General features: G+C 62.7%; 17 protein-coding genes and 1 tRNA gene. 7 read left to right on the top strand and 11 right to left on the bottom strand.

Features of this window, described 5'->3' with window-relative positions:
* The first annotated feature begins 48 nt into the window (after positions 1–48).
* Positions 49–125: transfer RNA gene (locus BACI9J_RS03445), tRNA-Pro, on the top strand.
* Between the two features lie 201 nt (positions 126–326).
* On the opposite strand, the gene BACI9J_RS03440 is transcribed toward BACI9J_RS03445, so the two are convergent.
* Positions 327–551, bottom strand: a complete 225-nt coding sequence (locus BACI9J_RS03440; protein ID WP_159733181.1) for a hypothetical protein — start codon at positions 549–551, stop codon at positions 327–329.
* A gap of 127 nt (positions 552–678) precedes the next feature.
* Between BACI9J_RS03440 and BACI9J_RS03435 the strand changes: the two genes are divergently transcribed.
* Positions 679–1,944 carry a helix-turn-helix domain-containing protein gene (locus BACI9J_RS03435; protein ID WP_159733180.1) on the top strand — a complete coding sequence of 422 codons (1,266 nt, stop codon included), beginning with the start codon at positions 679–681 and terminating at the stop codon, positions 1,942–1,944.
* A 91-nt stretch (positions 1,945–2,035) separates the two neighbouring features.
* On the opposite strand, the gene BACI9J_RS03430 is transcribed toward BACI9J_RS03435, so the two are convergent.
* Both BACI9J_RS03430 and purD read right to left on the bottom strand, forming a co-directional pair.
* Entirely contained in the window at positions 2,036–2,974 is a 939-nt protein-coding gene (locus tag BACI9J_RS03430) for a phosphoribosylaminoimidazolesuccinocarboxamide synthase (protein ID WP_159733179.1), read from the bottom strand.
* A gap of 2 nt (positions 2,975–2,976) precedes the next feature.
* Positions 2,977–4,335, bottom strand: a complete 1,359-nt coding sequence (purD, locus tag BACI9J_RS03425) for a phosphoribosylamine--glycine ligase (RefSeq protein ID WP_201296494.1) — start codon at positions 4,333–4,335, stop codon at positions 2,977–2,979.
* Between the two features lie 31 nt (positions 4,336–4,366).
* On the opposite strand from purD, the gene BACI9J_RS03420 reads away from it, so the two are divergent.
* Together BACI9J_RS03420 and BACI9J_RS03415 are read left to right on the top strand one after the other, a co-directional pair.
* Positions 4,367–5,383, top strand: a complete 1,017-nt coding sequence (locus tag BACI9J_RS03420) for an asparaginase (protein WP_159733178.1) — start codon at positions 4,367–4,369, stop codon at positions 5,381–5,383.
* Between the two features lie 39 nt (positions 5,384–5,422).
* Positions 5,423–5,833 carry a sterol carrier family protein gene (locus tag BACI9J_RS03415; RefSeq protein ID WP_159733177.1) on the top strand — a complete coding sequence of 137 codons (411 nt, stop codon included), beginning with the start codon at positions 5,423–5,425 and terminating at the stop codon, positions 5,831–5,833.
* Positions 5,834–5,901: 68 nt separating this feature from the next.
* On the opposite strand, the gene BACI9J_RS03410 is transcribed toward BACI9J_RS03415, so the two are convergent.
* From BACI9J_RS03410 to BACI9J_RS03395, 4 genes are all read right to left on the bottom strand, one after another.
* Entirely contained in the window at positions 5,902–7,389 is a 1,488-nt protein-coding gene (locus BACI9J_RS03410) for a cation:dicarboxylate symporter family transporter (RefSeq protein ID WP_159733176.1), read from the bottom strand.
* Between the two features lie 265 nt (positions 7,390–7,654).
* Positions 7,655–8,422, bottom strand: coding sequence for an SDR family oxidoreductase (locus BACI9J_RS03405; RefSeq protein WP_159733175.1), 768 nt, complete (start codon positions 8,420–8,422; stop codon positions 7,655–7,657).
* A 46-nt stretch (positions 8,423–8,468) separates the two neighbouring features.
* On the bottom strand, positions 8,469–9,245 hold the full coding sequence (locus BACI9J_RS03400) for an aspartate/glutamate racemase family protein (protein WP_159733174.1): 777 nt from the start codon (positions 9,243–9,245) through the stop codon (positions 8,469–8,471).
* Between the two features lie 107 nt (positions 9,246–9,352).
* On the bottom strand, positions 9,353–10,918 hold the full coding sequence (locus BACI9J_RS03395; protein ID WP_159733173.1) for an NCS1 family nucleobase:cation symporter-1: 1,566 nt from the start codon (positions 10,916–10,918) through the stop codon (positions 9,353–9,355).
* Between the two features lie 409 nt (positions 10,919–11,327).
* Here BACI9J_RS03395 and BACI9J_RS03390 point away from each other — a divergent pair.
* Positions 11,328–11,669: transketolase-like TK C-terminal-containing protein (locus tag BACI9J_RS03390; RefSeq protein ID WP_442858631.1), on the top strand; the 342-nt coding region annotated here is incomplete at its 5' end.
* An 82-nt stretch (positions 11,670–11,751) separates the two neighbouring features.
* On the opposite strand, the gene BACI9J_RS03385 is transcribed toward BACI9J_RS03390, so the two are convergent.
* On the bottom strand, positions 11,752–11,943 hold the full coding sequence (locus tag BACI9J_RS03385) for a YegP family protein (protein WP_024818015.1): 192 nt from the start codon (positions 11,941–11,943) through the stop codon (positions 11,752–11,754).
* Between the two features lie 162 nt (positions 11,944–12,105).
* On the opposite strand from BACI9J_RS03385, the gene nboR reads away from it, so the two are divergent.
* Both nboR and BACI9J_RS03375 read left to right on the top strand, forming a co-directional pair.
* Complete coding sequence (gene nboR, locus BACI9J_RS03380; RefSeq protein WP_159733172.1) at positions 12,106–12,744, top strand: nicotine blue oxidoreductase; 639 nt, start codon at positions 12,106–12,108, stop codon at positions 12,742–12,744.
* A 20-nt stretch (positions 12,745–12,764) separates the two neighbouring features.
* Positions 12,765–13,232, top strand: coding sequence for a GNAT family N-acetyltransferase (locus tag BACI9J_RS03375; protein ID WP_159733171.1), 468 nt, complete (start codon positions 12,765–12,767; stop codon positions 13,230–13,232).
* Positions 13,233–13,323: 91 nt separating this feature from the next.
* Here the strand turns inward: BACI9J_RS03375 and BACI9J_RS03370 are convergent, their stop codons facing one another.
* From BACI9J_RS03370 to BACI9J_RS03360, 3 genes are read right to left on the bottom strand one after another with little or no spacing between them, the layout of a single operon-like run.
* Positions 13,324–16,170: a molybdopterin-dependent oxidoreductase gene (locus BACI9J_RS03370; RefSeq protein WP_159733170.1), complete on the bottom strand. Its 2,847-nt coding sequence runs from the start codon at positions 16,168–16,170 to the stop codon at positions 13,324–13,326.
* Positions 16,160–17,098 carry an FAD binding domain-containing protein gene (locus tag BACI9J_RS03365; protein ID WP_159733169.1) on the bottom strand — a complete coding sequence of 313 codons (939 nt, stop codon included), beginning with the start codon at positions 17,096–17,098 and terminating at the stop codon, positions 16,160–16,162. The genes BACI9J_RS03370 and BACI9J_RS03365 overlap by 11 nt, the downstream gene beginning before the upstream one ends.
* Positions 17,089–18,363 carry an XdhC family protein gene (locus BACI9J_RS03360; protein WP_159733168.1) on the bottom strand — a complete coding sequence of 425 codons (1,275 nt, stop codon included), beginning with the start codon at positions 18,361–18,363 and terminating at the stop codon, positions 17,089–17,091. The genes BACI9J_RS03365 and BACI9J_RS03360 overlap by 10 nt, the downstream gene beginning before the upstream one ends.
* Between the last annotated feature and the right edge of the window lie 300 nt (positions 18,364–18,663).

The raw sequence follows: 18,663 nt of genomic DNA, 5'->3' as shown, positions 1-18,663 counted from the left end.
ATCACGGTGGGATTCAGCTATTCTTGTACAGTTGCTTTCGCAGCGGATCGGGATGTAGCGCAGCTTGGTAGCGCGCTTCGTTCGGGACGAAGAGGTCGCAGGTTCAAATCCTGTCATCCCGACCAGACACGAAAATGGCGTCGAGAAATCGACGCCATTTTTGCTTTAAGCCGCTCAACCCGGCGGCACTTATCCACATGTACCATCGTGCCGGTTGGCCCACCTGTCGAGCCTCACTATGCTTTCAGTGGCTTACCTGGGGCAGGACATAAAAAACCCCGGAGCATTGCTCGTCACGCTCCGGGGTTTCTTTTACTACAATTGTTTTACATAGGATCAGGCCAGTTGCCAATGGACATCGTGGTGACTGTCGTTTCGGACTTGTCTTTCTTGGGCGTCGTGGTGGTGGACCGCATGGGGTCCGGCCAGTTACCAATGGCGCTGACTGTGCTGGAATCTGCTGCGGGCGCAGCAGAGACTACTCCGGGAGCGGCAACCGCGAACGTCAGTGCGCCCGCCACGGCCACTGAAGCAATGATTTTCTTGAACATGATGTTGTACCCCAATGCGAGTCGGATTCGTTACGGTAATTGCACGGTCCCTGTTGACATACATTGTAAAATGTTTTCCACAGAGACTGTCAAGGTTTTGGTCAAAAGACACCTGTAGGAGGGACCCGTGGGAAACGGATTCGGCGAGAAGCTACGTGCCGAACGGCTCGAACGTGGGTTGACCCAGGCAGAGCTCGGCAAAAACCTGTATTCACCAAGCTATATTTCGCTGCTCGAGACGGGCCGCCGCGAGCCCACCGCCGAGGTCATTGAGGAGCTCGCCCGAAGGCTTGAGCTTGCCCCCAAAGCACTTGAAGCGTGGAGCCAACCCGTTTCCGTGAGCGACGCCGAATACGTCCTGGCCGGCCTCTACGCCCGGCAAGCCTGGGATCTTCGCGACTACCAACTCGCCGCCAGCCACGCAGCAACCGCAGCGCAGATTGCCCTCGAAGCCAAGAACAACAGCGCCTGGTGGAACATGACGTACATGCAGGCCGAGTGCGTGATGAAGCAAGGCCAGTTGAAGGAATGCCAGCAGATTGTTGAGCATCTTCTGGAACACCCCATGGCCACGGAATCCGCCGGCTTGGGAGTGCGTGCCTGGCAGATGCTTGCCGCTGTGTGTCACGGCCAAGGTCAGCTGGCCACCGCCGTCGAGCATGCCAAGCAAGCGGTCAAGCTCAGCGAGCAGCTACCCAAGGGATCCACGCTGATCATCGGTGCGCACCGCGCACTGATCGGCGCGCTTGCCGAGAGCGGCAAGCTGGACGAGGCCTGGGAGTACTGCCTGGCAATGATCGAGCACATGGACGAGCACTCCATGTCGCAACTGGCGGGCGAAGTGGCCTGGGTTGTTGGCAACGTCGCCTTCATGCGCCACGACTACGTTGAGGGCATCAAGCACCACGAGCGCGCAGCCAAGCTCCTCTCCCCCGCCAACGATATTGAGCTGTGGGCCCGCTTCAACAAGGCGTCCGCCGCCGTTAGGCTTTCCTCCGGAATCGTTGAGCCGGAGACGTTATCCGCCATTGAACGCGCCGAACTCGCACTGTCCATTGTGGGCGGAAACAAGACGGACCAGCTCGAGGTGGCGTTCATCCGTGCCCGCTGGCTGTACCTGACCGGAGACATCCCTGCAGCTGTGGAGAAGCTCCGCGAAATCTACGCAGACCGCAAGGTACTGGCTAGGCACACCGCCGGTGAAGTGTCGCTGTTGCTGGGTAAGTCTTTGAAGGCAGCCGGGGAAGCAGCTGAGGCCCTGCAATTCCTGGAAGAGGCACAGCACGACTTCAGTGCTGCAGGAGCGTCCGATCGTGTCCAGCAGGCCATGGACGCAGTCCTGGAGATCCGCCTCGCCGAGCGCCGTGCCGCGAAAGAACACTCGGAAGCCTGATTAACCCAACTGGGGGACAGCACACGTCCCACTGAGCCTTCAGTGGAGCAGGTGCTGTCCCCCAGTTGGGTAGGTCCCCAGTTGGGTGCCTCTACGCGAAAGTGCGGCCCGTCAGTTTTTCGTACGCTTCCACGTAGCGGGCACGTGTGCGCTCCACAACTTCGGCGGGCAGTGCCGGCGGCGGGGTGTCCGAGGACTTGTCCCAGCCGGACTCGGCGGAGGTCAGCCAATCACGGACGTACTGCTTGTCATAGGAAGGCTGCGACTGACCCGGCGCATACGTGGACGCGTCCCAGAACCGTGAAGAGTCCGGAGTGAGGACTTCGTCGCCCAGGGTGATCACTCCAGTGGCAGCGTCAATCCCGAACTCCACCTTGGTGTCAGCCAGGATGATGCCGCGTTCACGGGCAATCTCCTCGGCGCGGGTGTAGATCTTCAGCGTCAGTTCGCTCAGGCGGGCAGCGATGTCGTCTCCCACCATGGCCACAACATCGTCATACGTGATGTTGATATCGTGCTCGCCCACTTCGGCCTTGGCAGAGGGCGTGAAGAGTGCCTTTTCCAGACGTGAGCCGTCAACCAGGCCCTCCGGCAGCGGGATGTTGCAGACCGTGCGGGATTCCTTGTACTCAGCCAGGCCGGAGCCGGTGAGGTAGCCGCGTGCGATGCACTCCACGGGGAACATATCCAGCTTCTTGCAGATCATGGCGCGGCCCTCGACGGCGGCAGGAACGCCACCCTCAACGGTGGAAGCGAGCACGTGGTGCTCAACGTCCAACTGATCGAACCACCACAGGCTCAGCTGCGTCAGGACGCGGCCCTTGTCCGGTATTTCGCTGCTCAGCACGTGGTCGTAGGCGCTGATACGGTCACTGGCCACAACCAGCACGCAGTCCTGGCCGATCTTTTCCGTGATGGCTTCATCAGCGGGGACATAAAGGTCGCGAACCTTGCCGGAGTAGACGTGCGTCCAGCCCGGAAGTTCCAGTGTTTCGGTTTCGAAGCCCCCGGTGGGGATGCCTTCAGTCATGCTCAGGCCTGCACTTTCGGGATGGTTCCGGTGGCCGTGTACGGCACGCGGATTTCGCCTCGGGCGGCTTTGCCACCAATATCCGTACGGAACTGTGAGCCTTCAAGCTGAACCAGCTCAACGCCGTCGTACGCCTTTTCGCGTGCCTCCACCAGATCCGAACCGAGCGCAACCACCGCCAGGACGCGGCCACCGGCGGAGACCACCTTGCCTTCGTCATCCAGCTTGGTACCGGCGTGGACCACGTGGACACCGTCCAGCTCGTCAACCTTCTTCAGGCCACGGATGCGATCACCGGTGCGGGGTGCATCAGGGTAGTTTTCGGCAGCAACGACGACGGCGACTGCCGTGTCCTTGGACCAGCGCAGCTCTTCTGCGGTGTCCAGTTCGCCCTTGGCAGCTGCCAGCAGCAGCGCACCGAGCGGGGTCTTGAGGCGTGCCAGGACGGCCTGAGTCTCCGGATCGCCGAAGCGGACGTTGAACTCAATGACACGGGTGCCACGGGATGTCAGCGCGAGGCCGCAGTAGAGCACACCAACAAAGGGGGTGCCGCGGCGGGCCATCTCATCCACGGTGGGCTGGGCCACGCGGTCGATGACTTCCTGGACAAGACCCTCGGGAGCCCATTCCAGCGGGGTGTAAGCGCCCATGCCGCCGGTGTTGGGACCTTCATCATTGTCGAAAATGCGCTTGAAATCCTGCGCCGGAGACAACGGAACGGTGGTGCGGCCATCGCAAAGGACGAACAGGGAAACCTCGGGACCGTCAAGGAATTCCTCGATCACCACGGTTCCACCGGCGTCGAAGCAGGCCTGCGCGTGGGCCAAAGCCTCCGCGCGGTCCCTGGTGACAACAACACCCTTACCTGCAGCCAGGCCGTCGTCCTTAACAACGTGCGGGGCGCCGAAGGTGTCCAGGGCGTCGGCAGCTTCCTCGGCGTTGGTGGCAACGCGTGCCATGGCCGTAGGAACGTTGGCCTCAGCCATGATCTGCTTGGCGAACGCCTTGGAAGCCTCCAGCTGGGCTGCTTCCTTGCTGGGACCGAACACCGGAATGCCTGCCTCGCGGACGGCGTCGGACACACCGGCAGCCAACGGCGCCTCAGGTCCAACAACAACCAAGTCCACACCCAGCTTGGTGGCGAGGGCGGACACGGCTTCCGGGTTGTTCCCGTCAATCGCATGGGTGGGAACGAGTTTGCTGATGCCGGCGTTGCCCGGGGCCGCGTGGACCTCGGAAACGTTGGGATCTTCAAGCAGAGAGCGGACAATGGCGTGTTCGCGGCCGCCTGGGCCAATGACGAGTACCTTCACAGTCCTCAAGGGTACTTTGTGAAGGGCGAGCCGCCTAAGCTGTGTCATTCACCGGACCCCTCGCCCCTAGACTTGCTACATGCCCATAAGTTCGCATGAAACGTTCAACGTTGAGTCCGCGGTGGAACTGGCAGTGATCGAACGAAGTGGCTTTATTGAGTCCCGGCACATCGGCGCGGCCGTGGTTCTTGCCGGCGACGGCTCGGTGGTTACCCGTCTTGGTGACATTGATGCTCCCATCATGGCCCGCTCCACCCTCAAACCCTTCCAGGCCCTGGCTTCCATGCAGTCCGGCGTGCCCCTCCGCGGCGCGCAGGTTGCTGTGGCGTGCGGCAGCCACACGGGCTCCCTGGACCACATGGACATTGTGGAGGGAATGCTCAAAGCGGCGGGCGTGAAGGAAGAAAACCTGCAGTGCCCCACTGCCTGGCCCCAGGACGAGACAGCCCGGAACTGGCTGGTCCGATCCGAGCGCGGCCAATCCAGACTGGCCTTCAATTGCTCCGGCAAGCACGCAGCATTCCTGTGGGCGTGCACCGAAAACGGCTGGGATCTGCGCAGCTACCTTGAGCCCAACCACCCGCTCCAGCAGCGTGTCCGCACGGTGATCGAGGAATACAGCGGCGAAACCATCTCCCATTTGGGCATCGACGGCTGCGGCGCACCTGTTGCCGCCATTTCCCTGACCGGCCTCGCCCGGGCCTACTCCCGCCTGGCCAAGTCCCCGGGTGACAAGTCATCCAACGCGCGTGCCGCCACCATTGCCACCTCCATGCTGGACTACCCCTGGGCCGTCCAAGGCAAAGGCGAGTCCAACACAATCGTCATGGAAGAGCTGGATGTCCTGGCCAAAATCGGCGCTGAGGGCGTCCTGGTCCTGGCTACACCCACCGGCGCCACCGTGGCCGTGAAGATGCTGGACGGGAACCTGCGGGCCACGTCTCTGGTGGGCCTGACACTGCTGGCCGTGAGCGGCGCTGTGGATATTCCCGCCGTTTCCAACGTTCTGGAGCGGGTAGTGGAACCCGTGCTGGGCGGCGGCCACGAGGTGGGCAAGATCCGCCTGGGCCACGCCGTCTCCGCCCTGCTGGACTAGAACTTCCTGTCGGACTATTACTTCTGAGGAGTAAAACCCATGGCCGTCGCACGACGCCGCGTCAACATTGAGGAAGGCCGCGCCGCCTTGGCAGCCTGGCAGACCGCCGTCGAAAGTTCCAGTAGCGAAACCGGCGGTGAGCCGGGCAGCGCTGCCGGGCCCCCGCCGTCGCGCACTTTGATCGCGACGGCGGTGCGCTACTCCCTGGAGGAAGTCACGGCCCGCGCACCCGGCAACTCCGTGGAGGTCCGGGTGCCGCCGTTCGGGGTGACGCAATGCGTGGAAGGGCCCCGCCACACGCGCGGCACGCCCCCGAATGTGATCGAGACCGACGCCGCCACCTGGCTGTCCTTGGTGACCGGCAGGATCTCCTGGGGAGAGGCGGTTTCCAACCACCAGCTGATGGCCTCCGGCTTGCGTGCCGACCTCTCCGAGCTGCTCCCCCTCTAGGGAGTTTTTGTACAGCTAATGCCCCCAAGACGGTGTCTTAAGGGCATCAGCTGTACAAAACTACGGTGTTAGTCCGGGCAAATCGGTGTGGTGGGTTTGCCCGGTTTGCTCATCTCGAATTGCGGGATCGCGTCCGCAGCAGGGCCCCCACGGAACTTCGGCGAGGGCTCCTGGCCACCGCTGATGCGCTCCAGTTCCTGCTGTGCGTAGACATCTTCCTTGCCGAGCATGATGGCCGTGTCCTCATTGGTGATCTCACCGTTGAAAGCGCGGACCATGACGCTGCGGTCGAACTGACCTTCCCACTTGGCAACAACAAACGTGGCCACACAGTTGCCGAGCAGGTTCACTACCACCCGCATGGAATCCATGAGGCGGTCGGCGCCCAGGAGGAGCGCGACGCCGGCAACCGGGAAGATACCCAGGGCGGCAGGCATGGCGGAGAGCGCCAGGAAGGACGAACCCGGCACGCCGGCCATGCCCTTGGAGGTCAGGAGCAGCACACCGAGGGCCGCCAACTGCTGACCGAGATCAAGGTTGTGGCCGAAGGCCTGGGCCAGGAACAGCAGCGAGATGGAAAGGTAAATCGCGGCGCCGTCCAGGTTGAAGGAGTAGCCCGTTGGGACTACAAGGCCCGTGGTGGCACGGGAGCAACCGGCGTTGGTCAGTTTGGTCATGATGCGCGGCATCACAGCTTCTGTGGACGCAGTGCCCAGAGCCAGCAGGAACTCTTCCCGGGTGTACTTGAGGAACTGCCACAACGGGACCCGGGCAAAGCCCCACGCCACCAGGAACAGCAGGCCAATGAAGATGATGGCTGCGCCGTAGCAGGACGCTATGAGAAGCGCATAGGTGCCGAGTGTCCCCACGCCGTACTGACCGATGATGAAGGCCATGGCACCGAACGCACCGATGGGAGCCACCTTCATGATCCAGGACATGATCTTGAAGATCAGTTCCAGGACGGTTTCCATGAGGCTGATGACCGGCAGGCAGCGTTCGCGGCCGATTACCACAATGGCGGCACCGAAGAAGACCGAGAAGAACAGCACCTGAAGCAGGCTGTTGTTGGCAAAAGCACCGATCACGCTGACGGGGATGACGTCCAGGAGGAACGCTGCGGCGTCCTTGGGGACGGCGTGACCGGTCTTGGCGTCGAGTGCGTCCTGGGAGAGCGTAGCGGGGTCGATATTAAGGCCAGCACCAGGCTGAACGATATTTCCGACGATGAGTCCGAAGACGAGGGCAAAAAGAGTGGCGCCGGTGAAGTACAGGAGTGCCTTGACCCCGACCCTTCCGACCGCCTTGACGTCGCCCACTGCCGAGATGCCTGTGACGATCACGAGGAAAATCAGCGGAGCGATGATCATTTTGATGAGTTGAATGAATCCATCGCCCAGTGGCCGGAGGGCGGACCCAATGGTCGGCCAAAAATGACCGATGAGTACACCTGCGACGACGGCGATCAGGATTTGAAAAAAGAGCGACTTGTACAGCCGCTTTTTCTTCTGCGGGGCCGAACTCGCCTTCAGCGCCGCGGAGTCTGGGATCTTCATTGATCTGAACCAATCATTTGGGAACAGCCCCACGTTTTGAGGGGGTTTTTCAAATGTAATCCCGCTCACACCATTCCGCAAGGGGAAAATGTTATTCCATATCGTGGAAGTCACATTTGGTTTTTAGCACCTCGTCGCGCGCTTCCACCACCTTCTTTGGCGCAGAAATGCCCGCGACACACCCTCCTACAGGCGTGTCACGGGCATTGAGAAATCAAAGTAGGTGGTGGAGGTACGGGGGCCCTTGCTGAGAAGCGTGCGCGGACTAGCCGCGGCCTACAAACGGCATGCCGGCAGCGGTCACCACCAACGAACCAACACTGGCCGACGCCGGCATGTTGGCCATCATCAGGACGGCCCTGGCAGCATCGTCCACAGGAAACATCGGCTCCACCTTGCGGCTGCCATCCGCCTGCAGCGCACCGGACCCCACGCCAATGGTGTCCATGATTTCAGTACGGGTATTGCCGATGTCGATCTGCCCGCAGGTGATGCCGAACTCCCGGCCGTCGAGCTCGATGCTCTTGGTCAGGCCAGTCATGGCGTGCTTGGTGACCGTATAAGCCACGGACCTGGGCCTGGGCGAATGGGCTGAGATGGAGCCGTTGTTGATGATGCGGCCACCTTGCGGCTCTTGGGCTTTCATGGCCCGCACAGCCTCCGCCGCACACAGCATGGACCCGGTGACGTTCACGCGCAGCGTCGCTTCCCACTCGTCCACGCTGATCTCGCCAACGTCCCCGGCCGGGCCGAAAATACCGGCATTGTTGAACAGCACATCAACCCGGCCCCAGCGTTGGCGGACCTGGGCAAAAAGACGAGCGACGTCGTCGGGCGCTGTTACATCGCACGGAACCGCCAGCGCGTCCGGGTGATCGCCGGCAGTCTCAAGCAGTTGCGCTTCACGGCGACCAGCCAAGGCAACACGGTAACCCTCGGCGAGCATGAGCCGGGCCACGGCCCGCCCAATACCCGAACCGGCTCCGGTTACGACGGCGACCCTCGGGTTGGTGGGCGGGCTGGAGTCAGTCATGTGGTTGCCTTTCGGGGAAGTGCTCGTGGAAGTACTCGCGCCTGCGTCAGCGTGCGGCTTCGGCCGGCTCAGTTGCTGCTGCTTGATCCGCTGCTGGTTGGGCTGAGGTTATCGGCCAGCCTATTACGCTCTTGGGACGCGGCGTGGCGTATGTCCTGACCTTGGACGTGGAGAGTCCGAGGCGAACCAGGGATTCGGCAATGGTGACTGCCGCGGCCACCCCGTCCACCACCGGGACGCCCGTGCGCCGGCGGATCTGCTCATCTAGTTCGGCCATGCCGCCGCAGCCCAGGACAATGACCTCGGCCTTGTCCTGGTGAACCGCATGTTCGGCCTGGCTCACGATTGCTTCAACTGCACGCTCCGGGTATTCCTCAAGTTCCAGCACAGCCATGCCGCTGGCCCTAACAGAGGCACAGCGCGCATCCAGGCCGGCTAGTTTGAGACGGTCCTCGATGAGCGGCACCGCGCGGTCCAGTGTGGTGACCACTGAGTACTTGTGACCCAGGAACATCGCGGTGCTGGCTGCTGCCTCGGTAATGTCCACCACCGGGACATCCAGGAGTTCCTGCAGGCCTTCACGGCCGTGCTCGCCATAACCGGCTTGGATCACGGCGTCGAACGGTTCCGCATAGTTCACCACTGCATCCATCACGGCGATCGCGGCGAGGTAACTTTCAAAGTTGCCTTCGCAGGAGTCAGCGCCGAAGCGTGGAGTAATGCCGATGATCTCAGTTCCGGGGGCTGCGGCGGCACGTGCCTGGGCGGCGATGGAGTCGGTCATGGATTGGGTGGTGTTCACGTTTGCGACCAAGATGCGCATGGGGTTTCCTCTCAATGGCAAGGCCCGTCCCCTGCCGGCTGACCTGGATCCGTTTGCTGGAATCCGGCTGGCCGGGAGGACGGGCGACGCCTTGATGTTTGGGTAAGTCAGTGGGTGCTGGCGACGGCGATCGGCTCGCCGGAAACGTCCTCATGGAGCTGCTTCTTGTCAGCCACTGCGAAGAACGTGAGCGCAGCGACGCCTGCTCCGATAAACCAGGCGAACGGTGCTGCGGCTGCCAGGGCCGGAATGAAGGCGATCGCGATTGCGATTGCTGCCGCAGGGATCATGGCGACGATGGCCTTCGGGTTGACGCCGCGCTTGTAGAAGTAGGCGCCCTTGGGATCTTCCGTGTAGAGCTCAGGGACGTTGACCTTGCCGCGACGGACCAGCCAGTAGTCGGCCATGATGACGCCGAACAGCGGTCCAAGCAGCGCACCGAGCCCGCCCAGGAAATACACAATCACGATCGGGTTGTTGTAGAGGTTCCACGGCAGGATGATCAAGCCGATGGTGCCGCTGACCCAGGCTGCCTTGCGGAAGTTCAAGTGCCGCGGGAAGAGATTGGTCAATGCATAAACCGGAGCGACGAAGTTGGCCATGAGGTTCACAGCCACAGTCAGGATCAGCAGGGCGAGGCACGCCAGGACCAGCAGCAGGGTGTTCGGGATGCTCTGCACAATGTCCGAGGGACTCTCAATGACAGTGCCGTTGATCTTGTACTGTCCGCCGGCCATGACCACCACGATCGCGCCGAAGACCAGCATGTTGATGGGGATGCCCCAGAAGTTGCCCTTGACGATGGACTTCCTGGAGGTGGAGGACCGCGTGAAGTCACAGAAGTTCAGCACAAAGGTTCCGTAGATGGAGACCCACAGAGCGCCTCCGGCGAAGATGGTGAGCCACATTTCCCCACCTTCAAGGCCCTTGATGCCGGACCACTGGATGGCGCCACCGGCCTCGATGAACACCCACACTGCGATCGCTGCCATAGTTACCAGGATGACCGGGCCGGCGAAGGCTTCATACTTACGGATCATTTCCATGCCGAAGCTGACGATGACCAGCTGCACAATCCAGAGGGCCACAAACGAAAGCCAGCCCAGGGTTGACAGGCCAAGGATGGAGTTGCTGTCCAGGTCCTTGAGCCCGGGGGCCATGGCAACCAGCATGACCCGAAGCACCACCGAGGCCAGGTAGGTCTGGATGCCGAACCACGCCACGGCAACGGCACCGCGGACGAGGCTGGCAATTTGGGCTCCCCTGATGCCGAAGCTGATGCGGCTCATAACAGGGAAGGGAACGCCGGTCTTCTGGCCCATGAACCCGGAGAAGTTCAGGAGTGCGAAGAGAAGGACAGCACCGATGCCGAGCGCCACAAGGATTTGCCAGCCGCCCAACCCGAGCGAGAACAGGCCGATGGCAAAGGCGTAGTTACCCAGGCTGTGGACGTCGTTGGCCCAGAGGGTAAAGATGCTATAGCTGGTCCACTTGCGGCCTTTGGCCTTGGTGGGAGCCAGGTCAATGTTGTAGAGGCTGGGACTGATGGTACGGCCTGCGGCTTCGGAAGCAATGGCGCAGAGGTCAGTGTTTCCCACGACCGGATGGTTGGGGCCACCTGCGTTTGGTTCTCCCGGAGTCTCAGAGACGCCGACTGATGAAGTCGTCTGCATCGTGGATCTCCACTTCGTACTGATTCCACACTGCGGAATCTAGTTATTGAATAGTGAAAGCACTCTATGACTCGGGTCACGTAACGTCAAGGAATCCCGGTGTAGCCAGGGTCACATTCGGTTGCTTGCCCGACGGTTTGCCAGTTGACTGTTTCGGTTACGCAATCCGTGTTGACGCTGCTCATCAGCAGACGTAATCTCGAATTGCAGAATTTTATTCTCACAATACGAAATTCCTTGAGCGCCCCCACAGAGCAAGCGCCCAGACATTCAATGAAGAGAGGTTGGACGTGGCTGCAGGAGAAGAGACCTCACACATCCTCAGCGGGTTGACTGCCCAGCTGCCTGATCGTGATCCGGAAGAGACCGCGGAGTGGATTGAGTCCCTTGATGCGTTGATCGCGGAGCNGGACAACCCGCACGCACCCCGTTCATCACCGAACAACTCGCCAACACCACCGGACCAGTCATCGCAGTCTCGGACTACATGAAAGCCGTCCCCGACCAAATCCGCCAATTCATCCCCAACGACTTCGCCTCCCTCGGAGCAGACGGCTTCGGCTTCTCCGACACCCGCCAAGCCGCACGCCGCTACTTCAAAAACGACACCCACTCCATCGTCGCCAAAACCCTCCAGTTGCTGGCGGCGAGGGGCGAGGTAGAGGAGGGCGCGCCGTCGTACGCCATTGACCGCTACAAACTGCTGGACGTCAATGCCGGCACCACCGGTGGAGCGGGCGGCGACGCCTAAAAGTCCGTAAAGCCAAATTGGCGGCAGTGTTCGTGAAGAACACTGCCGCCAATTGTGGTTTAGCGGGTTTGTTGAACCGGTCTCAGGTGCCCAGGTTCCTTCGATCGACCACAAAGCCGGTGGCCGCGTTCTCGCGAACTGCGTTGATGCCTGCCACCACAGCTTTCAGACTCGGGAACTGTGGCGACACTGCCACAACCGTTCCATCCTCCGCGGTCAGCCGGAACCGGAATGAGTTGGTCCCTGCCTTGAGAATTTCGAAACTGCCAGCCATTTTCCCCTGTTCTTTCACGCGACGTTGCGTATCCGAGCTGACTTCATAACTCCCTCAAAGACCATATCGGCCATTTCTGACCACCAAAAGCCCTACTGATCGGTAATCTACAACCGATATTGGTAGATCTCTTGGAAAGAACCCCAAGGAGCTAGAGACCGCATGGACCCCCGCGCGTATGGTGAGGATATGACTGACACCGGCACGGCCCCCACCACGGGCGTGCTCCTCGCTGCAGGTGCGGGAACGCGGCTGGGTCGCGGGCCCAAAGCGCTGCTTCCCTTCCGAGGCAGGACGCTGGTGGAAGTTCTCGCTGACACACTTTTCGACGGCGGCTGCCGCGAGGTGGTGGTGGTGCTCGGCGCTGAAGCCGATCACGTGAGGCAGAGCACCGATTTGGGCACCCATGTGGTGGTGGAGAACCAGAATTGGGCCAAGGGAATGGCAGGTTCATTCCGCGCCGGCATTGACGCGGCCGCACCAGGCAACAGCATCATGGTGGCGTTGGTGGACCAGCCCGGGCTGACCCCGACGGCGGTGAGCAGACTGCTGGGCAGCCACCGTCCCGGTCGGGTCACCGCAGCTGCCTACCCTGATGAGTTCGGCCACCTGAAGCGGAGGCACCCGGTGATTTTCGACGTCGGGCTCCGGGCCGAAGCGGCCGCAGCCGCCAATGGCGACACGGGGGCGCGCTCGTTCCTCAAGGCACATCCCGGACTGGTGGACCTGGTGGATTGCAGTGACCTCTGTTCCGGTGAGGACCTGGACACGAAAGCTCAACTGCATCTGTTGGACAGCTGACCGCGGGTAAGTTGAGGGACATGATCCGCATTGCAACTGACGATCCCGCACGCCCTGATGTCCACCAGCTCCTGAGCGAACACCTGGCAGACATGTTCGCTACCTCCCCGGCAGAGAGCGTTCATGCTCTGGACCACTCAGCTTTGTCACACGAGTCGATCACCTTCTGGACGGCCCGCGAGGATGGGGTACTGCTGGGCTGCGGGGCCTTGAAAAGGCTGTCCCCCGGGCAAGCCGAGATCAAATCCATGCGCACCACTGCCAGCGCCCGCGGACGTGGTGTGGCCACGCTGTTGCTGGAGCACATTGTGGCCGAAGCCAGCCGGTTGGGTTACGAGCGCGTGAGCTTGGAAACGGGAACCGAGGACTACTTCGCCCCGGCCCGCCGGCTGTATGCCCGGCACGGATTCACCGAGTGCCCTCCTTTCGGGGACTACACCCTGGATCCGCACAGTGTGTTCATGGAGCTCGCTGTCTCACCCAAGTAGCCCTCCCACCCAAGTAGGGGACAGTAAACGTCGCACTGAGGGCTCATTAGGACGTTTGCTGTCCCCTAGTTGGGTTCCCGGATGGGGTGGGTTAGTTGGGGATGAGGGTGCGGTCGCGGAGGGCCAGGTAGATCTTGTCCCGCGCAATGGGCAGCTCACCGAAGCGGATCCCTGTTGCGTTGCGGATGGCATTGGCCAGGGCGGGAGCCACGGGGTTGAACGGGCTCTCGCTCATGGACTTTGCACCCAACGGGCCGGTGGAGTCGTTGGTGGTGGCGAAGTACACCTCGCTTCGGGGCACGTCCGCGAACGACGGAATGTGATACTGCCGAAGGATGTCCGTGGTGACGCGTCCGGCGTCGTCCACTTTCACTTCCTCGTAAAGCGCCGCACCGAGCGCCTGAGCAATACCGCCCTCGATCTGGCCACGGCACTGCCGCGGGTTCACCACAACGCCGGCGTCGGCGGCCTGGACACTCTGCAGGATCCGCAACTCACCGGTTCCAGTATTAACGGCAACCCTGAAGCCATGGACGTTGAACGCCACCGATCTCGGCGTCCCTCCCCAGTTGCCGTCCGTGGCGAGCCGAACGCCTTGCAGCCTGGCGGCGTCGACGATTTCCGTCAACGGCACCGTCCTGTCACCGCACTCGACGCCGCCGTCCACCAACCGGCAATCCGTCAAGGCTGCCCCGGTCAGCGAAGCGGCAACCGTCTGGATCCGGGTGGCCAGTTCCAACGCCGCTCCGAGAGTCGCCTTGCCGGCCACCACGGTTCCGGCCGAACCGAACGCGCCGGTGTCGTGCTCCAGAAGATCGGTATCGGACTGCCGCACCGTCACCTTGGAAGCCGCTGTAGCCAGCGCAGTGGCAGCCAGCTGCGCGTGGACGGTGGTGGTGCCGTTGCCGAATTCGGCAGTACCGACGTCGACGGCGAACCTTCCATTCGCTTCCAAACTCACCCGGGTGTGGGCGAAGTGGCCGCGCGGTGGGACGGTGTCGATCATGGACAGGGCTGAGCCCTCCCCCACCACCCAATCCGGCCCGAGATCATCCAAACCGGCAGCCCGGTACCGTTCCTTGCCCCGATTCAAAGCATCCCGCACCAAGGAAACACACTGATCCAGGCCATAGCTTCCGTAATGGACATCTTCCTCGGGCTCGGGGGTTGTGGAGAGCATGTGATCACCGGGCCGGACCATGTTCTTGAGCCGGAACTCGAGGGGATCCATGCCGATCCCTATGGCCAGCTCGTCAATGGCCGACTCGATCGCGAAGATCATCTGGCTCAACCCATAGCCCCGGAAAGCGCCGGCGGGGACGGTGTTGGTGTAGACCGCGTGGGCATCCACTTTCTTGTTCACGCACTTGTACACAGCCAAGGATTCGCCGCAGCCGTGGAACATCACACCGGGAGCGTGGTTACCGTAAGCCCCCGTGTTGGTGAGGACGTTCAACTGCAACGCAGTGAGCGAACCATCCCGGCCGGCACCCGCCTTGAGGTGAATGGTGAAGGGGTGCCGGGTGGTGGTGGCCGTGAATTGTTCCGTGCGGGTGAACTCGAGCTGCACGGGACGCTTGAGGCTCAGCGCCGCCAAGGCCACCAGGTCCTCGGTGAGGACTTCCTGCTTCCCACCGAATCCGCCGCCAACCCGGCCGGCCACCACACGGATGGTCTCCGGCGCCAGGTTGAACACCCGGCTCAGCGTGCGCTTCACCAGGAACGGGACCTGTGTGGAGGAACGGATCATCAAACGGCCATTCTCGTCCAGCCAGGCAATGGAGGCGTGCGTTTCCATGGCCACGTGCTGCACGCGTTGGGTTTGGTACGTGTGCTCGTGGATGAAGTCGGCAGCCGCAAAGCCATCGGCCACACTGCCCAGTTCGGCGTGAACCTCAGCCACCACGTTGTGATGCGGCCGGGAAATGCGGGAGAAGATGCCATCCTTTTCCCCGTGAATCGCCGGGGCCCCGGGAAGGATTGCCTCTTGGGGAGTAAACACTCCCTCGAGGAGTTCATACTGCACGTCCAAGGCACGTGCGCCAGCCTCGGCTGCGCCCACGGAATCGGCCACCACTGCGGCAACCCTCTGCCCGATGAACCGCACCACGTTGTCCAACACCCGTGTGTCATCGGGGTCATCGGTGTAATTCTCGTGCTGAGCCGTGGAAAACAGCAGCTCCGGAGCATCCTCGTGCGTGAAGACTGCCACCACTCCGGGCACCGCCAACGCAGGGGCCTTGTTGATGGACAGGATCCGGGCATGCGCGTGGGGTGAACGCAGAAGTTTCATGTGCAACAGGCCCGGAAGCTCCTCGGCCGGAACATCAAGGGCATAGCGGGCGGTGCCGGTGACCACGGCGTGGCCTGCTGGGGCGGGCACGTTGTCGCCAAGTTGGCCGGGCGTGGCGGGAACGGCCGGTGCCTGCGCCCCTGCAACTGCCTGTGCCCCTGAAACGTCAGCTCCGGCGTCGTGCTGGTGGTCGCCGCCGTTCGCGTCACTAGGTCCGCCGCCGTGTCCGCAGACCGCGTCCGCGATGGAACGGTAACCGGTGCAACGGCACAGGTTGCCCTTGAGGTTGCGGGGCAGGTTGGCGCGTTGCTCGTCGTCGAACGTTGCGGCGGTCATCATCATGCCGGCGGTGCAGAATCCGCACTGGAACCCCTGGGCTTCCAGGAACTGCTCCTGCACAGGGTGCAGGCCCTCTTCGGATGCGAGGCCCTCGATGGTGGTGACCGCTTTGCCGTCGGCGCGGACTGCCGGATAGATGCAGCTGTGGACGGGTGTGCCGTCGACGTGCACGGCGCATGCGCCGCAGTCACCGCCGTCGCAGCCTTTCTTGACGCCAAAGTTGCCTTCCTCGCGGAGGAAGGTGCGGAGGCATTGTCCGGGGCGGGGGGTGGCCTGCGATGCAGAACCGTTGATCTCAATTGCCATTGCGGGCCTCCTTCTGCTGGATGCTTGATGTGGCTGGCTGGGTGGACGGCTGTGGCGAGGTGTTGTGCGGCGGCCAGAAATCACCGGAAACGCTCATCGATTCGCCCAGCAGCTCGGCCCGGATTTCCTCGGCAAGCTTGAACGTCATATCCCGTCGCCAGGCAGGGAGTCCGTGGATGTCGTCGTGGTAGAGCGGCCAGGGAATGGAATCGCCGACGGCGTCAGCCAACGTCCCGGCGTCGGGAACCTGCCCGGCGGGGAACCGCAGCTGTACCGGCCTCTTGGTGGACGCGGTCACTGTGATGACCAGGCCGCCGTCGGGGTCGAGCCGGCCGATCAGCAGCACGCCGGAGCGGCCAAGGTTGCTGAGGGACAAACGCCGGAAAGCCACGCGGGCGGACAGCGCTGACGCGGGCAGATGGATGCTGCGGAGCAACTCCCCCGGCGCCACGACAGTCTGCATATCTCCTGTGACGACGTCGGCCACCGGGACGTTGCGGCTGCTGCCATCCGGGCTGAGGATGGTGGCCACGGCATCGAGTCCTGCGCAGAGGGAGGTCATGGGCCCTGCCGGCAGGCCGGTGCAGATGTTGCCGCCCACCGTGGACATGTTCCAGATCTTGAACGAGGCCACGAACGAGTCGCAACACGGGCGGATGAGTGCCAGCCCGGGCCATTCACGGCTGGCGGTTTCCGGGGACAGCGGCAGGGCGTAGAGCTCGGCAACGGTGCAGGTGGCGGCCAGTTCGATGCCTGCATCTGTGACCGTGATGGCTGGCCATTCAGCTTGGCCGAGGTCAAGGAGACGCTTCAGGACCGTGCTGCCGTAGGAGAAAAGGACCGTGCCGCCGGCTAGCCAGGCATCGCCGTCGCGCCATTGTGCCGGGTCCGTGGTGGGGACCACGGCCTCGATGGTATTCATGTCCATGGGTCCTCCTGAGTGAGGTGTTGAGTAGCTGCCCGGAGGGGCGCTTGAATCGGGTCCGGGTGAGACGGGGCTGGGTGGATGGGTCCTGTGCTGTCCCGCAGAGATGGGAATCCGGGTGCCTTTGAAGGCTTTCGGGCGGCACCGCGCTCGGCGATGATTTCTGCCGTGATGGACACTGCGACTTCGGCGGGAGTTACGGCGCCAAGGTTCAAGCCGATGGGCGAATGCAGCCGTTCCAAGGACTCCAGCGGGGTGCCCGCTTCAAGCAACGCGTCCATCCGTTGGCGGTGGCTGCGCCGGGACCCCATGGCGCCGACGTAGGCCAGCTTCATGCGAAGAGCGGCTTCGAGCAAAGGGACGTCGAATTTGGGGTCGTGCGTGAGGATGCACACCACGGTGCGGGCATCGATGCGTCCTGCCGCTGCCTCGGCTTCGAGATAGCGGTGGGGCCATTCCGTGACCACTTGCTCTGCTCCTGCGAAGCGGCTTTGCGTTGCGAACGCGGGGCGGGCGTCGCACAGGGTGACGTTGCATCCGAGGAGCTGCCCTGGAGGAAGCAGGGCTGCACCAAAGTCGTTGGCACCAAAGATCAGCATCCGCGCGGCCGGCAACCGGCTTTCAACGAACAGCGTGATGGGCTCCGGCTGGATTTCTTCGCGCGGGGGCAAAGCCAGCCTTTCAGTGGTCCCCCAGCCGTCGATGCATCCCTCCGGAGGTGCCAGACGCACCAGGCCGGTGCGGCCACCTTGGAGCAGCGGCTCCACCTGGGCAGCGGCGGCGAAAAGTGTGGAGGGGTGGTCGCCCAGCAGTTTGGCGAGTTCCTCGGACTCCATGGCGCGGAACCGGACAGGATCGTCAACCACCATGACCCCGCCATGGGAGTCGAGCCGGCGGATCAGGGCCGCAGGGCGCTGAGTTTCGGCAAGCACGGAAAGCTCGGCCGATCCAGCCTTGAGCGGCTGGATGTGGACTTCCAGTTCTCCTCCACAGGTGAGCCCGACAGCGAACGCGTCCTCGGAGCTGTAGCCGAAAGACTCAAGGCGAGAGCCGCCGTCGCGCATGGCCTCCAAGGCCGCTTCCACCACGGCGCCTTCCACGCAGCCTCCGGACAAACTGCCCAGGATTTCGCCGTTTTCGGAGACCATCATGGAGGTCCCCAGGGGCCGCGGCACGGAGCCGCCGGTCCCTACGATCGTGGCCACAGCACACAGTTGGCCGGAGACCGCAGGCCGCCAGCTGCCCAGTGAAGGCATCAGATCCAGCATGGCAACACATCCTTATTCCAGGTGTCCCGGCCAGGTGGCCCGGCCGGAGCAGTGCGCGATCTTGCCTCATATTCTCATTTCCAGAGGAGGTAGTCGCGGTTAATCAGTAAAAGTCAGAGTCCATAGGAACGGGGGCAAGGGCTTCATCTCCCTGCCCCCGTTCCCTGGCGGAGCGCGCGGTACCCGGCCGCCGCCCGCCGTCGTGCCTCTTCCAGTCCGTAAAGTTCGGGAAGGACCACGACGGCGGACGCCTATTCGCGCGGTGGGTACCGGCGGACCGCCGATCGGAGTGCCGGAAGG

The organism is Arthrobacter sp. 9V, assembly GCF_902506065.1.
Classification (GTDB): Bacteria; Actinomycetota; Actinomycetes; order Actinomycetales; family Micrococcaceae; genus Arthrobacter.
Note: the sequence above shows the minus strand (reverse complement) of the source record. Positions and strands in the feature narration are given on the sequence as shown.

Bases quoted from the DNA above. Each gene is read 5' to 3' on its own strand.
- purD (WP_201296494.1), bottom strand. From the start codon at position 4,335: ATGACACAGCTTAGGCGGCTCGCCCTTCACAAAGTACCCTTGAGGACT.
- nboR (WP_159733172.1), top strand. From the start codon at position 12,106: ATGGACCCCCGCGCGTATGGTGAGGATATGACTGACACCGGCACGGCC.
- BACI9J_RS03405 (WP_159733175.1), bottom strand. From the start codon at position 8,422: ATGACTGACTCCAGCCCGCCCACCAACCCGAGGGTCGCCGTCGTAACC.
- BACI9J_RS03370 (WP_159733170.1), bottom strand. From the start codon at position 16,170: ATGGCAATTGAGATCAACGGTTCTGCATCGCAGGCCACCCCCCGCCCC.
- BACI9J_RS03440 (WP_159733181.1), bottom strand. From the start codon at position 551: ATGTTCAAGAAAATCATTGCTTCAGTGGCCGTGGCGGGCGCACTGACG.
- BACI9J_RS03430 (WP_159733179.1), bottom strand. From the start codon at position 2,974: ATGACTGAAGGCATCCCCACCGGGGGCTTCGAAACCGAAACACTGGAA.
- BACI9J_RS03415 (WP_159733177.1), top strand. From the start codon at position 5,423: ATGGCCGTCGCACGACGCCGCGTCAACATTGAGGAAGGCCGCGCCGCC.
- BACI9J_RS03385 (WP_024818015.1), bottom strand. From the start codon at position 11,943: ATGGCTGGCAGTTTCGAAATTCTCAAGGCAGGGACCAACTCATTCCGG.
- BACI9J_RS03375 (WP_159733171.1), top strand. From the start codon at position 12,765: ATGATCCGCATTGCAACTGACGATCCCGCACGCCCTGATGTCCACCAG.
- BACI9J_RS03400 (WP_159733174.1), bottom strand. From the start codon at position 9,245: ATGCGCATCTTGGTCGCAAACGTGAACACCACCCAATCCATGACCGAC.
- BACI9J_RS03360 (WP_159733168.1), bottom strand. From the start codon at position 18,363: ATGCTGGATCTGATGCCTTCACTGGGCAGCTGGCGGCCTGCGGTCTCC.
- BACI9J_RS03395 (WP_159733173.1), bottom strand. From the start codon at position 10,918: ATGCAGACGACTTCATCAGTCGGCGTCTCTGAGACTCCGGGAGAACCA.
- BACI9J_RS03410 (WP_159733176.1), bottom strand. From the start codon at position 7,389: ATGAAGATCCCAGACTCCGCGGCGCTGAAGGCGAGTTCGGCCCCGCAG.
- BACI9J_RS03420 (WP_159733178.1), top strand. From the start codon at position 4,367: ATGCCCATAAGTTCGCATGAAACGTTCAACGTTGAGTCCGCGGTGGAA.
- BACI9J_RS03365 (WP_159733169.1), bottom strand. From the start codon at position 17,098: ATGGACATGAATACCATCGAGGCCGTGGTCCCCACCACGGACCCGGCA.